Origin of the sequence: Saxibacter everestensis, from assembly GCF_025787225.1 — a bacterium.
Classification (GTDB): domain Bacteria; phylum Actinomycetota; class Actinomycetes; order Actinomycetales; family Brevibacteriaceae; genus Saxibacter; species Saxibacter everestensis.
In genome coordinates, this window is sequence record NZ_CP090958.1 from 3,641,423 (window position 1) to 3,655,345 (window position 13,923).

The window sequence follows — 13,923 nt, forward strand, 5'->3', positions numbered from 1 at the left end:
GAGAGACAAGATCCGGAGTGCACCATTTCTGACGATAGCGCGCCGATGGCCGTGCCCGACCCCAAGCTCGCGCAATCGCGTCTCGCCGACCGGCTCCTGGAGCTCGATCCCGTCGTCGGAGAGCTTGGCCGCCGGTACGCCGCCGCCGGGTTTGAACTCGCCCTTGTCGGCGGCTCGGTCCGGGATGCATTCCTCGGCCGGAAGGTTCCCGATCTCGACCTGACAACCGATGCGCGGCCGGACGAGACGCTGTCCGTCATCAAGGGCTGGGCCGATACCCACTGGGACATCGGCCGGGAGTTCGGCACGATCGGCCTGCGCAAGGGCGACGACATCATCGAAATCACGACGTACCGGGCAGAGGCCTACGAGCCCGATTCGCGGAAACCGACCGTGGCATTCGGTAACAGTCTTGAAGGAGACCTCTCCCGCCGTGACTTCACCATCGGTGCGATGGCGGTTCGGCTGCCGGATCTGACCTTTGTCGATCCGCATGGCGGGTTTGACGACCTGACCAGTGGCGTCATCCGCACGCCAGGAACGGCCGAGAGTTCGTTCTCGGATGACCCGCTGCGGATGATGCGCGCGGCCCGATTCTCCGCGCAGCTCGGCTTTGAGCTGCATCCGGACGTGCTCGCTGCCATCTCCGCCATGAGTGGGCGGATCGAGATCATCTCCGCCGAGCGAGTGCGAGAAGAACTGGTCAAGCTGATCTGCGCGAAGGGCGCCCGCCGCGGCATCGAGGTGCTGGTCGACACCGGACTGGCCGACCGGGTCCTGCCGGAGGTGTCGGCGCTCAGGCTGGAACGGGATGAGCACCATCGGCACAAGGATGTCTATCAGCACTCGCTGACCGTGCTCGATCAGGCGATCGGTTACGAAAGCACCGCCGAGGCGAAGACCGACCCGGGCGCCATCGTCGGGCCGGATTTTGTGCTGCGTTTCGCCGCGCTGATGCACGATGTGGGGAAGCCGGCCACCCGACGGTTCGAGCCAGGCGGTGCGGTGACCTTCCACCATCACGATGTGGTCGGGGCAAAGCTGACCGCGAAGCGGATGAAGGCGCTCCGATTCGATAAGGAAACCACCAAGGCGGTCGCCCGGCTGGTCGAGCTGCACCTGCGGTTCTATGGCTACGGTGACGCCGGCTGGTCGGATTCCGCCGTGCGACGTTACGTGACCGACGCGGGGCCGCTGCTGAGCCGGCTGCACGCGCTGACCCGATCCGATGTGACGACCCGGAACCGCCGGAAGGCCGAGCGGCTGGCCTTCGCCTATGACGACCTGGAGCAGCGGATCGTGCTGCTGAAGGAGCGCGAGGAACTCGACGCCGTCCGTCCGGACCTGGATGGCCGGCAGATCATGGAGCTACTGGATGTTCCACCCGGCCCGGTGGTCGGCCAGGCATATAAGTACCTGTTGAGCCTGAGGATGGAGCACGGGCCGCTGGGCGAAGACGCCGCCGCGGACCGGCTCCGGGAGTGGTGGGCGACCCAGGGGTGAGCCGTCCCTGACTGACCCCGTCCCTGACTGACCCCGGGCTTACCCTGCTGCGGCTGGCCCGGTCATCCGGCGTGCGGGGTCAGCGTCTGGATGAGGAGCGAATCGCAGCCCGTCCTTTGGCGAGGGTCGGCACGAGATGTTTGCGCCAAGGGTAGGAGTCGGTATTGCCCGCGCTGAGCGGCGGCACAACGGAGTCGATAGCCTTAGCAGCACTATCCTTCCGACGCGCTGTGAGGAGACCACGATGAGCGTGACTGACGAGTTCCGGGCTGCTCGGGATGCCCTGGTTGCAAACCGACAGGACTATGACAAGGCGGTCGCCGAGTTCAGCTGGCCAGAGTTCGAGGAGTTCAACTTCGCCCTGGACTGGTTCGACCAGATAGCCGTCGATAACGACTCACCTGCGCTGTGGATCGTCGAACAGGACGGCAGCGAGACGAAGCGCAGCTTCGCCGAGCTCTCTTCCCGGTCGAATCAGGTAGCAAACTGGATGCGGGCAGCTGGCGTCTCACGGGGCGACCGGATCGTCGTGATGCTCGGTAACCAGGTCGAGCTCTGGGAGACAATGCTGGCCGGCACCAAGCTCGGCGCCGTGCTGATACCCACGACAACTATGCTCGGCCCTGCCGACCTCAGCGACCGGATTTCCCGTGGCAAGGCGAAGTTCGCCGTTGTCGGAGCCCCGGACGCGGGAAAATTCGACGACGTTCCCGGTGACTACTCGTTGATCGTGGTGGGCGCGGACACCGTACCGTCCGGCGCGCACAACTACGCGGACGCCGATAGCGCCTCCCTGGAGTTCACGCCGGATGCGGCCACCAGGGCGGATGACGCGCTGTTGCTGTACTTCACCTCGGGAACCACGGCCCAGGCGAAACTCGTCGAACACACCCACGTCTCGTATCCGGTCGGCCATCTTTCAACCATGTACTGGATTGGGCTCGAGCCGGGTGACGTTCACTTGAATGTGGCCTCGCCGGGCTGGGCCAAGCATGCCTGGTCGAACTTCTTCACCCCGTGGATCGCCGAGGCCTGCGTATTCCTCTACAACTATGAGCGGTTCGACGCCTCCGCGCTGATGACCCAGATGGAACGCGCCGGAGTGACGAGTTTCTGTGCGCCGCCCACCGTGTGGCGGATGCTGATCCAGGCGGATCTCAGTCAGCTCGGCACGCCGCCGCAGAAGGTGGTCGGCGCAGGTGAACCGCTCAACCCCGAGGTGATCGAGCGGGTGCAGCAGGCGTGGGGCGTCACCATCCGGGATGGCTTCGGCCAGACCGAGACAACTGTGCAGATCGCGAATTCCCCCGGCCAGCAGGTCAAAGCTGGATCGATGGGACGGCCGATGCCCGGATATCCGGTGGTGCTGGTGGATCCGGCCACAGGCGAAGTCGGCGACGAGGGCGAGATCTGCCTCGATCTGAGCAAGCGGCCACTCGGGTTGATGGTCGGCTATCACGATGCCCCGGAGCTGACCCAGCGATCGATGCGCGATGGTTTCTACCACACCGGGGATGTCGCCGCCCGGGATTCGCAAGGCTACATCACCTATGTAGGCCGGGCCGACGACGTTTTCAAGGCCTCGGACTACCGGCTCTCGCCGTTCGAGTTGGAAAGCGTGCTGATCGAACACGAGGCCGTTGCCGAGGCGGCCGTGGTCCCGTCGCCGGATCCGGTGCGACTGGCTGTGCCGAAGGCGTATGTCGTGCTGGCAAACGGCTTCGAGCCGACGGCAGATACCGCGCGCAAGATCCTTGGGTTCTGCCGGGAGAACCTGGCTGCGTACAAGCGGATTCGACGCCTGGAGTTCGCCGAGCTGCCGAAGACAATTTCCGGAAAGATTCGCCGGGTGGAACTGCGGGCCCGCGAGCACGAATTGCATGCACCGCCGGTTGAGGAACCCGTCTCCTCGATCGGACCCGACGGCGGAGCGGAGCCTGCGGTCGGCGAGGGCTTCGGCCACGAGTTCTCCGACTCGGACTTTCCCGAACTGAAGGGCTAAGCAGCGCCGGCCTTGGCCCGAGGGCCCAGCGAGGACGCGAACATTGTGTGGCCTCCCCGGCAAGAACGCGGACTTGATGCAGGACCGCGCCTGAATTCAGGCGCTATCCTGCACAGCGCTCGCGTTCTTCCTGGGGCGACGGCGGGCGGCACGCATTAGCCATGTCACAAACTATGCCGTGGCCGTGTCTACTCGGCATAGGCCGTCCATCCCGGATGGCACGTGAACAGGAGACGGCAATGCCACGAGTATCGATAAGCCATCCGCGAACGGCGAAGGTCCGACTGCTGGAATGGTTCAGTTCCCGCAAGTACGGAGCCGTCCTCCAGCCATTGCAGGTCTCGATGCATAACTCCAGGGTGCTGACCACGATGATCGTCACCGAACTGACCGTCGGCCGATGGAGATCTTTGACGCCAACCCAGACGGCGCTGGCGACGATGGTGTCAGCGGGTGACATTGGCTGTAGCTGGTGCATGGATTTCGGCGTCTGGGAACATCTCAATCAGGGCGTTGACCCGGTTAAACTCCGTGAGGTGCCAAATTGGCGAGAGTCGGCTGTCTACACTGATGCCGAGCGCCGGGTGATGGAATACGCGAGTGCCATGACGCAGAGTCCGCCCACGGTCACCGATGAGATGGTCTCTCGCCTGCAGGCTGAGCTGAGCGAAGCTCAGGTTGTCGAGCTGACCGCGCTGATCGCGCTGGAGAATCAGCGCTCGAGGTTTAATTTTGCAATGGGATTAACAAGCCAGGGTTTCAAGGCAAGCTGCGATCTGGCGGACAGGTGATGAGATGACCCACGAAGCGGCCGAGTTCGACGACGACAGGACCGACACCGCCGGGAACAACGCGACCGACACCGGCGGAACCCGCCGGCACGTGGAGCTCTTCGCCGCCCACCGTGGCGACCTGGTAGGCGCCGCTTATCGGGTGCTGGGCAGCGTGCATGATGCCGAAGACGTTGTGCAGGATGCGTGGCTGCGATGGTCCGGCGTCGACATTGACACGGTGCGGATGCCGCGAGCCTACCTCCTGCAGACCGTGACCCGGCTGGCACTGAATCGGGTGCGCGACCAAGCCCGCCGGCGTGAGGAATACATCGGGCCATGGCTGCCGGAGCCCGCCGTCGCGGCCGAGGCAGAACATCAGGTGGAACTCGCCGACGACGTGTCGATGGCTTTGCTGGTGGTGCTCGCGGCGCTATCGCCGGCGGAACGCGCGGCATTTGTGCTGAAGGAGGTCTTCGGCCTCCCATACGGCGACATTGCAGAGGCGTTGGATCGTAGTGAAAGTGCGGTGCGACAGCTCGCCCATCGGGCGAAGAACCACGTCCATGAGCGGGCGCCGCGGTATCCGGTCAGTCCGAAGACACACCACGAGGTGACGGTCCGATTTCTCGAAGCCGTGCAGAACGGTTCGGTCGATGAGCTGTTGAGCCTGATGGCGCCGGACGTCACCCTGATCACCGATGGCGGCGGCATCCGCAAGGCGGCACTTCGTCCGTTGCTCGGCGCAGACAACATCATCCGGTGGCTGTTCGGCGTGTTGGCAAAGCCGGATGTCGCCGATCTGGAGATGTCGCTGGGCCACGTCAATGGCCAAAGCGCCGTCGTCGCCCACAATGGCTCCGCGATCGATAGTGTCGTGTTCTTCGATGTTGATGACGGATTGATCCGCGAGGGCTACGCCATCCGAAATCCTGAGAAGTTGCGGCACCTGAGGCTCGCCGACATCCGGGTAGAACGCGAAGTCTAGGGGCAGGAACGCGAACATTGTGTCGCCTCCCCGGCGAGGACGCGAACTTGATGCAGGATCGCGCGCGAATTCAGGCGCTATCCTGCATAGCGCTCGCGTTCCTCCGGGGGTTACGGCCGCGGGATGTTGCGCAGGTTCGAACGCGCCATCTGAACCGCCTCGCCGACGCCGCCACTGAGCACCACCTTGCTCATTGCCAGCGCGAAGCCCTTGAGCTGCTCACCGGTCAGCGTCGGCGGGATAGACAGCGCCCGGGGATCGGTGACTACGTCGACCAGGGCGGGACCGTCGACGGTGAAGGCCGACTCGAGCGCCTGCCGGATGTCGCGCGGATGTTCCACCCGCTGGGTGTGAATTCCCAGCGATCCAGCCAGTGCGGCATAGTCGACCATCGGGACGTCGACGCCGAAGTCCTGCAGGCCATCGACCAGCATCTCGGCCTTCACCATGCCGAGGGTCGAGTTGTTGAACACCACGACTTTGACCGGCAGCTTGTACATGGAAATGGTGAGTAGCTCGCCGAGCAGCATCGACAATCCGCCATCGCCGGATACCGAGATCACCTGCCGCTGACGATCTGCGAATTGCGCGCCGATCGCGTGCGGCAGCGCGTTCGCCATCGAGCCGTGCAACATCGAGGCAATGAATCGGCGCTTACCGGTTGGGTTGATGTAGCGCGCGGTCCAAACGTTCGACATCCCGGTGTCGGTGGTGAAGACAGCGTCGTCGTCGGCCACCTGGTCCAGGATCGACGCAACGTACTCGGGGTGGATCGGCGTCGTCTTCTCGACATCCTTTGTGTACGCGCCGACCACCTTCGTCATCAGCTCATCGTGCTTCTTCAGCCATTTGCGCAGGTAGCCTCGGTCAGTCTTCGTCTCGACGAGCGGTGTCAGCGCCCGCAGCGTCGCGCCCACGTCGCCCTGCAGCGGGAGCTCTACCTTGGTGCGCCGGCCTAGTTTCGACGGATCGATGTCGACCTGGGCGGTGCGGACGTCGTTCGGCAGGAACTGCGAATACGGGAAATCGGTGCCGAGCAGGATCAGCAGGTCGGCATCGTGGATTCCCGCGTGCGCCGCCCCGTAGCCGAGCAGGCCGGTCATCCCGACGTCAAAGGGATTGTCGTACTGAATGTGCTCCTTGCCACGAAGGGAGTGGCCGATCGGGGCGCCGATCTTCTCTGCCAGCGCAACCACCTCATCGTGAGCTCCCGCGACCCCCTGGCCGGCGAAGATCGCGACCTTGCCGGCCGCGTTGATGGCGTCGGCCAGTCGCCGGACCTCCGACTCGGGAGGCACGACAGCGGGAGTAGCCGGCAATGCGAGCGCAGGCGTCGGCCCGATGGCGGCCAACTCGGCTATATCGCCGGGCAGAGTTACGACGGCGACGCCACCCTGGGTGATGGCGGCCTGCATCGCGGATCGCATCACGCGCGGCGCCTGTGCCGCCGTCGATACCAACTCGGTATAGAGCGAGCATTCGTTGAACAGGCGATCAGGGTGGGTTTCCTGGAAATAGCCGGAGCCGATCTCGGTGCTTGGAATGTGCGAGGCGATCGCCAGTACCCGGGCGCCTGATCGGTGGGCGTCGTAGAGTCCGTTGATCAGGTGCAGGTTGCCCGGTCCGCAGGAGCCGGCGCACACCGCGAGCTCTCCGGTGAGCTGGGCATCCGCCGCCGCGGCGAATGCCGCTGCCTCCTCGTGCCGCACGTGGATCCAGTCGATGCCGCCCTTGGCCGAACCGCCGGTGCGGCGGACGGCGTCAACCACCGGGTTGAGGCTGTCGCCCACGATGCCGTAGATGCGGCGCACCCCGGCGTTTCGCAGTTGTTCGACGAGTTGATCAGCGACTGTGCGTGCCATTTTGCGAGCTCCTAACGGACGTTTCGGGCAATCCTGTTGCGGTCCTGGGGATTAAACCAGGCGACCGGCAGTCCCAACTTGCTACAACGCTCGAATGTTTCGGCTCAATACCAATCGGCGGCCGATTGTCTGCCAACTCACATCGCGAATGTGTATTCGGGCATGATAAAAGAACCGAAGCGAACCTTGAGTCGGAGGTATTGATGCTCGAATGGATGAGCGACAACAGCTGGGCCGTATGGCTAGCGATGATTGTCGTTCTCGGCGGCATCGAACTCGTCACCCTTGACCTGTTGTTCGCGATGCTTGCCGTCGGCGCGATCGGCGGCTTGCTCGCAGATGTGATGGGCGCGCCGCTTCCGGTCGAAATTGGGGTAGCCGGCGTGGTCGCTATCGGGATGATCTTCGCGGTGCGGCCGGTCGCGCTGAAGCACCTTCGGAAGGGGCCCGCACTGCAGCGAACCAATGCTGACGCGTTGCTGGGTGCATCGGCAATTGCGATCGAATCGGTCACCTCGTCGGCCGGCCTGGTCAGGATCGGCGGCGACGTCTGGACGGCCAGGGTGCTGGAGTCCGACGACGTGATCGAACCGGATGAAAAGGTGTACGTCGCACGAATCGATGGCGCGACGGCGGTGGTCAGCCGGGACGAAGTCGTTTAGCACGATTCTTATCCACTCCTCGTCGCGGAAATCACCTTCAGCGAAGAGTGGATGCAAAACGCAGGCACAAATGATTGGAAGCATTTATGGATTTCGGATTAGGGGCGGCCATAGGCGTCGGCCTCGTCGTGCTGTTCGTCGTCATCATCCTGGCGCGCTCGCTGCGCATCGTTCCGCAGGCCCGCGCCGGGGTGGTCGAACGTTTCGGCCGGTACCAGCGGACGTTGAATCCCGGCCTTTCCGTCGTCATCCCGTTCGTCGACCGGGTGTTGCCGCTGCTGGACCTGCGTGAACAGGTTGTCTCATTTCCGCCGCAGCCGGTGATCACGGAAGACAACCTCGTGGTGTCGATCGACACAGTGGTGTACTTCCAGGTCAACGACGCCCGGGCGGCAACCTACGAGATTGCGAACTACATTCATGCCGTCGAACAGCTGACTACGACGACGCTGCGTAACGTCGTCGGTGGCCTGAACCTGGAGGAGGCGCTCACCTCCCGTGATCAGATCAACGGCCAGCTTCGCGGCGTGCTCGACGATGCGACCGGCCGCTGGGGGATCAGGGTTTCCCGCGTCGAGCTGAAGGCAATCGATCCGCCGCACTCGATCCAGGATTCGATGGAAAAGCAGATGCGCGCAGAGCGAGACCGGCGTGCGGCGATCCTGACGGCAGAGGGCACGAAGCAGTCCCAAATTCTGACCGCAGAGGGCGAACGACAGGCAGCCATCCTGAGCGCGGAAGGCGCGGCCAAGGCCGCCATCCTGAATGCGGACGCGCAATCCAAGGCCGCAATTCTGCGAGCCGATGGCGAATCTCAGGCTATCCAGAAGGTGTTCCAGGCAATTCACGCCGGCGATGCCGATCCGAAGCTGCTCGCTTACCAATACCTGCAGACTCTGCCGAAGCTCGCCGAAGGGTCGTCCAACAAGCTGTGGATCATCCCATCCGAGATCAGTGAGGCGATTAAGGGCATCGGCGGCGCAATGGGCGCGAATGCGGCGGGCGGCGCAGGTCTGTCCGGAATGTTTACCGGTAGGACATCCGGCGATTCGGGTAGTGAATCCGGCGACTTCGGCGATTCCGGCGATTCCGGCGACGATGAGAGCGCGCGGGCTCCCGGACGCCGGGCGCAGCGTTCGGGCGTTGGCCGCCCGGCTCCGCCGGAACCGTTGGTCGATGCGACGAATGCGGTCGAATCGGTGCTTGAGGACATCCGAAATCCCAAGCACACGCCGCTGGAAGACGTTATCGAACCTCCGGCCATGCCACCGATTCCGAGCGGCCTCGACGCACCGACAACTCCTGTGTCACGGTCGGCTGCCCCGGCGCAGGCACCTGCCCCTGCGCAGGCACCTGCCCCGGCACCTGCAGAGCCAGCCGAGGCGCAGGCCCCGGATGCCGGCGATGCCGCGGCAACGGATGCCGCTGCCGAGCAGCCTGGGGATGCCGCCCGGGCTCCGGCGTCTTCCGAGCACCCTGCGCCCGAGCACCCCGAGGAACAGCGCTAGCAGTTGCCCGCCGTACGGCTCACCGCGAAACGGTCCGCTTTCTGCCCTAGTTCTGTGTCAAATGACGGACCGGGAAGCAGAAACCGGACCGTTTCGCCTGGGTGGGCCGGGACTACAGGAGTGAGCGGAGCCGGGCTTCTGCTTCGGCATTAATCCGCTGAATGACCTCGCCGGCCGGCAGGGATTCCCGGACCGCGCCCACTGCCTCGCCGGCGTAGACACTGGCGTTGCCGGGATCGCCGGAGCTATTCGCCGCTCGCACTTCGCCGGCTGCGTCGGCGTCATCCGCCAGTTCACTGCCGCGACCGTGCCAACGGTCGGTGAACTCATTGCGCAATGCCCGGCCGCCCCAGCGGGAGGGCCATGGCTGCCGCTGCGCCAGGTCGAAGACACTGGTGTAGACGGTGTCATCGCTCTCGGCGGCCAGGATCCGTTCCCGCAGTCCTTCCGGCATCGTAACCTCCGGGCTGGCCAGCAGCGCGGTCCCGATCATCGCGCCGTGAGCGCCCGCGGCCAGCACTGCCGCGAGTCCTCGTCCGGTGCTGATGCCGCCGGCCGCTACCACCGGCAGCTCGGTGCTCTCCAGCACGTCCTGCAATAACGGCAGTGTTGCTCGCTGCCCGGTGTGTCCGCCAGCCTCGGCGCCCTGGACGATGATCAGATCGATTCCTGCCGTCTCGGCCAGCCGGAGGTCGGCGAGCGTATTCACCTGCATCGCGGCGAGTGAGCCGACGGAATGCACATCCTCCACATATGGCGACGGATCTCCGAACGACAGGGAGATCAGGGCGGGACCGGTGGCCAGGCTTGCGTCCAGCAGCGCCCGGTCCTCGTCGATCGCCCAGGTCATCAGGCCGATGCCGAACCTGAGCGGCGTGATTTCGCCGCCGGTCCCGGCGTTCCGGTTCGAGAGAGCAGCCTCGGTCCGGGTGCCAGGGCTCGAGGGAACACCGTCGCCGTCGGTGCTACTGGCGATCGGGCCATACCGGGCAATGGTTGCATTCTCCGCGATCCATTCCGGACTGACGACCCGGCCGGCGCCAAGCATGCCGAGCCCTCCCGCGGCAGACACCGCGTGAGCGAGTTCGCCGCCGGCCCGGGAAGCCATCGGGGCGGAAATGATTGGGACACTCAGGTCCAGCGTCTGGGTCAGCCACGTCTTCAGCACACCAGCAGCCTAACCCGGCGGATGGGGGAACTGGCACGCAGACTCAATCACTGCCGTTCTTACTTAACGACGGACGTTCGTTGGCTCGCAGCCACTGACCTGCGGTGTCGGGTCAGCCGGCAGTTCGCTATCAACGGCACCGGCGGAGAGGCGGTCGGCGTTGCATGCAGCGTGCGGAAGTCGTACCGCTGTTTTCCGCCGGGAAGTCTGGCGCTGGGGCCGGTGCTGGTCGATAATCTAAACCAGCATTGCTATAACCAGCACTGGCGGAGAGCGAGGAGATTGGATCATGGCGACACGTCTAAACCCTTATCTCGGTTTTCGGGACGAGGCAAAACAAGCGATGGCCTTCTATCAGTCGGTTTTCGGCGGCGAGCTGACCAGCAGCACCTTTGGCGAGTTTCAGGCCAGCGATGACCCGGCTGAGCAGGACAAGATCATGCATTCCATGCTGACCACCGATAGCGGCATGGTGCTGATGGCGTCAGACACTCCCCAAGGCATGGACTACACGCCCGGGAGCAACTACTCCGTCTCGCTCAGTGGTGAGGACGAAGCCGAACTGCGCGGTTTCTGGGACAAGCTCTCCGACGGTGGCAACGTCACGATGCCGCTCGGCCCAGCTCCGTGGGGCGACAGTTTCGGGATGTGCGTCGACAAGTTCGGCGTGAGTTGGCTGGTGAACATAGCCGGATCCCAGCCTTAAGCCAGCACCAGGCAGTCGACGCCACGGTAAGTCGTCGAAGCGAGCGCCACGGTCAGTCGCCTTCGATGACCCGCCCGGTTGTCATGGCGGTTGCCGCAATGATCAGGTCGTGCGCCGCGCGCTTTGTTCCGCTCTGATGGACATAGGCCAACAGACGTCCGTGCGCCCCGGAGCTATTCAACTCTGCACCCCGCCGTAAGCACCACAGATTGACCGGCTACGTCGTTGTCAGCGATTTCAAAGGTTAGGACTTTCGTCGTCCCGGCATTTATCCTGTTATCACAACGTTAGGATCCGTGGTCGGACGTTCCGGCCCGGCCAGGCTTGTGAGTGCCTGGCGATGAAGAACGGTTTGGCTTCCGGCCCACGCTATGGCCCGTGATGATCGCCAATGACCGTCGCGGACCGCAGGCATCAGGGCCGACCCAACATCAGAGGATTTCGTTAGTGAGCACAGGCAATCGATCGGCACGGCGCACGAGTCATCACGCCGGACCGGCGCCTCGGCGCGCCAACCCCCGCAAGCAGTTGAAGAAGGCTGCAGCCGCGCGCGGCGAGCAACGCGCAAACTGGCTGAACTACCCGCGCGCAGGCGTGCCGGGCTGGACCCGCTGGCTGCCGTCACTGCGGCTGTGGCTTTGGGGCATCTTCGGCGCCGTCGTACTGGTTGTGGCCGCGTTCTGCATCGGCTACGCGGTGACGGAAGTGCCGACGGGCAACCCGCTGGCGAAGGCCCAGACGTCCACCGTCTACTACGACGATGGCAAGAGCGTGATCGGCAAGTTCTCTGAGCAGAACCGGGAAAGCGTAAAGATCGATGCCATCTCCGAGGAGATGCAGCAGGCGACCATTGCGGCGGAGGACCAGTCGTTCTACGAGAACCGTGGAATTTCGATTACCGGTCTCGGCCGGGCAGTGGTCGGCGTGGTCAGTGGCGAATACGCCGGTGGCGGTTCCACAATCACCCAGCAGTACGTGAAGAACTACTACCTCAACGATGACCACACCCTGACCCGCAAGGTGAAGGAGATGTTCATCTCGTTGAAGATCGATCAGAAGCTGAGCAAGGACGAGATCCTGGCCAACTACCTGAACACGATCTACTTCGGCCGACAGAGCTACGGTATTGAAACGGCGTCACAGGTCTACTTCGACAAGCCGGCTTCGGAGCTCGACGTCTCCGAAAGCGCGCTGCTTGCCGCCATGATCCAGCGTCCCGGTGCGGCTGATCCCGCCGACGAGCCGGAGGCGTACGAAGCCCGCTTCGGCTATGTGCTCGACGGCATGCAAAAAGAGGGTTTCATCACGGCGGACGAGCGGGCCGAGGCCAAATTCCCGAAGGTGGACAAGGCCAAGAAGAGCAACCAGTTCTCAGGCCAAAAGGGCTACATGCTCGACATTGTGCTCAAGGAGCTGGTGAAGCACGGCGGGCTGTCCGAAGACGAGATTCATCGCAACGGCTACAAGATCACCACGACGTTCAACAAGAAGGCGATGAAGGCAGCGACGGATGCCGTCAAGGAGATGCCGGACGACGTTCCGAAGAACGTGCACGTCGGAATCGCCTCGGTCGATCCCAAGGACGGCGCGCTGATTGCCATGTACGGCGGCAAGGACTACCTGAAGCAGCAGTCGAACAATGCGACGTACGACCGGGCAGAGGCAGGCTCGACGTTCAAGCCGTTCACCCTGGTGGCGGCGCTGGAGAACGGCGTGCGGTTGAACGATGTGTACAACGGAGCCAATGGCCTTCCGGTCGGTGACTGGAAGGGCGGCCTGCACAACTTCGGCAACGCGAGCTATGGCCCGATCAGCGTGCTCAAGGCGACGCAGAGCTCGGTGAACACCGTCTACGGGCAATTGAACGTTCAGGTTGGCCCGGAAAAGACCACCGATGTCGCCCGCCGGGCCGGAATTCCGGAGTCGACCGAGATCGAGAACGTCGACAGCAATGTGCTCGGCTCGGCCAGCCCGCACACCATCGATATGGCGACCGCCTATGGAACGTTCGCCGCAGAAGGCGTGCGGCACGAAACCTTCACCGTGCGCTCCGTGCAGTCCCCCGAGGGCGACGAGGTCTACAAGAAGGAAGTCGAGGGCGAGCGGAAGTTCGACAAGGCGGTGATGGCCGAGACCAGCTTCGCGCTGCGCCACGTCATCAGTTCGGGATCCGGTGGTTACGCCCGGAACCTGGGCCGGCCGGCTGCAGGCAAGACCGGAACCTCGAACGACAACAAGTCGGCGTGGTTCACCGGTTATACGCCTCAGCTGTCGACCGCGGTTTCGATCTACCGGAAGAAGGACGGCGGTAACGTCGACCTGGGCTCCTGGGGTGGCCGAAGCGAGATCACCGGAGGTTCGTTCCCGGTGCAGGTCTGGACCGCGTACATGCAAGACGCGCTCAAGGGCGAAAAGATCGAGCAGTTCCCCGAGCGGGGCAAGCTACCGACGGTGAAGACCTCCGAGCGGCCGCTCCCTGCTCCGCAACCGCCAAAGCCCAAGCAGACCGCGAAGCCCAAGCCCGAGCCCGAGGCGACCAGGGAACCCACTAAGGAGCCGACGAAGGAACCTACCAAGGAGCCGACGAAGGAACCTGAGCCCGAGCCGGAACCGACCAAGGAGGATCCGGAGCCCGAGAAGAAGCCGGAGCCGCCGAAGGACGAAGATCCACCGGAGCCGCCCAAGAAGGAGCTGAATCCGAATCCTGATCGGACCGAGGTCTTTCCCGGGGGCAACAGCTAACCGCCTAACGTA

The 13,923-nt window shown here is 64.0% G+C and carries 10 protein-coding genes; 8 read left to right on the forward strand and 2 right to left on the reverse strand.

What is annotated here, in order from left to right; translation table 11 throughout:
* Positions 1 to 45 precede the first annotated feature (45 nt).
* The 4 genes from LWF01_RS17200 to sigJ all read left to right on the forward strand — a co-directional run bounded on the left by LWF01_RS17200 (position 46) and on the right by sigJ (position 5,263).
* Entirely contained in the window at positions 46 to 1,503 is a 1,458-nt protein-coding gene (locus tag LWF01_RS17200; RefSeq protein WP_349638593.1) for a CCA tRNA nucleotidyltransferase, read from the forward strand.
* 244 nt (positions 1,504 to 1,747) lie between these two features.
* Entirely contained in the window at positions 1,748 to 3,505 is a 1,758-nt protein-coding gene (locus LWF01_RS17205) for an AMP-binding protein (protein ID WP_349638594.1), read from the forward strand.
* 371 nt (positions 3,506 to 3,876) lie between these two features.
* Positions 3,877 to 4,296, forward strand: a complete 420-nt coding sequence (locus LWF01_RS17210; protein WP_349638595.1) for a carboxymuconolactone decarboxylase family protein — start codon at positions 3,877 to 3,879, stop codon at positions 4,294 to 4,296.
* 4 nt (positions 4,297 to 4,300) lie between these two features.
* On the forward strand, positions 4,301 to 5,263 hold the full coding sequence (gene sigJ, locus LWF01_RS17215) for an RNA polymerase sigma factor SigJ (RefSeq protein ID WP_349638596.1): 963 nt from the start codon (positions 4,301 to 4,303) through the stop codon (positions 5,261 to 5,263).
* Positions 5,264 to 5,373: 110 nt separating this feature from the next.
* Here the strand turns inward: sigJ and LWF01_RS17220 are convergent, their stop codons facing one another.
* Positions 5,374 to 7,125: a pyruvate dehydrogenase gene (locus LWF01_RS17220; RefSeq protein ID WP_349638597.1), complete on the reverse strand. Its 1,752-nt coding sequence runs from the start codon at positions 7,123 to 7,125 to the stop codon at positions 5,374 to 5,376.
* Positions 7,126 to 7,340: 215 nt separating this feature from the next.
* Between LWF01_RS17220 and LWF01_RS17225 the strand changes: the two genes are divergently transcribed.
* Both LWF01_RS17225 and LWF01_RS17230 read left to right on the forward strand, forming a co-directional pair.
* Positions 7,341 to 7,787: an NfeD family protein gene (locus LWF01_RS17225; protein ID WP_349638598.1), complete on the forward strand. Its 447-nt coding sequence runs from the start codon at positions 7,341 to 7,343 to the stop codon at positions 7,785 to 7,787.
* 86 nt (positions 7,788 to 7,873) lie between these two features.
* Positions 7,874 to 9,295, forward strand: a complete 1,422-nt coding sequence (locus LWF01_RS17230; RefSeq protein WP_349638599.1) for an SPFH domain-containing protein — start codon at positions 7,874 to 7,876, stop codon at positions 9,293 to 9,295.
* A gap of 112 nt (positions 9,296 to 9,407) precedes the next feature.
* On the opposite strand, the gene LWF01_RS17235 is transcribed toward LWF01_RS17230, so the two are convergent.
* Positions 9,408 to 10,463, reverse strand: a complete 1,056-nt coding sequence (locus LWF01_RS17235) for an NAD(P)H-dependent flavin oxidoreductase (RefSeq protein ID WP_349638600.1) — start codon at positions 10,461 to 10,463, stop codon at positions 9,408 to 9,410.
* A 289-nt stretch (positions 10,464 to 10,752) separates the two neighbouring features.
* On the opposite strand from LWF01_RS17235, the gene LWF01_RS17240 reads away from it, so the two are divergent.
* Together LWF01_RS17240 and LWF01_RS17245 are read left to right on the forward strand one after the other, a co-directional pair.
* Positions 10,753 to 11,169 (forward strand): VOC family protein, encoded by a 417-nt coding sequence (locus LWF01_RS17240; RefSeq protein WP_349638601.1) that lies wholly within the window; start codon positions 10,753 to 10,755, stop codon positions 11,167 to 11,169.
* A 447-nt stretch (positions 11,170 to 11,616) separates the two neighbouring features.
* Positions 11,617 to 13,911, forward strand: a complete 2,295-nt coding sequence (locus LWF01_RS17245) for a transglycosylase domain-containing protein (RefSeq protein ID WP_349638602.1) — start codon at positions 11,617 to 11,619, stop codon at positions 13,909 to 13,911.
* The last annotated feature ends 12 nt before the right edge of the window (positions 13,912 to 13,923 follow it).

Coding starts and splice junctions, on each gene's coding strand:
- LWF01_RS17240 (WP_349638601.1), top strand. CDS start 10,753: ATGGCGACACGTCTAAACCCTTATCTCGGTTTTCGGGACGAGGCAAAA.
- sigJ (WP_349638596.1), top strand. CDS start 4,301: ATGACCCACGAAGCGGCCGAGTTCGACGACGACAGGACCGACACCGCC.
- LWF01_RS17205 (WP_349638594.1), top strand. CDS start 1,748: ATGAGCGTGACTGACGAGTTCCGGGCTGCTCGGGATGCCCTGGTTGCA.
- LWF01_RS17230 (WP_349638599.1), top strand. CDS start 7,874: ATGGATTTCGGATTAGGGGCGGCCATAGGCGTCGGCCTCGTCGTGCTG.
- LWF01_RS17220 (WP_349638597.1), bottom strand. CDS start 7,125: ATGGCACGCACAGTCGCTGATCAACTCGTCGAACAACTGCGAAACGCC.
- LWF01_RS17225 (WP_349638598.1), top strand. CDS start 7,341: ATGAGCGACAACAGCTGGGCCGTATGGCTAGCGATGATTGTCGTTCTC.
- LWF01_RS17210 (WP_349638595.1), top strand. CDS start 3,877: ATGATCGTCACCGAACTGACCGTCGGCCGATGGAGATCTTTGACGCCA.
- LWF01_RS17200 (WP_349638593.1), top strand. CDS start 46: ATGGCCGTGCCCGACCCCAAGCTCGCGCAATCGCGTCTCGCCGACCGG.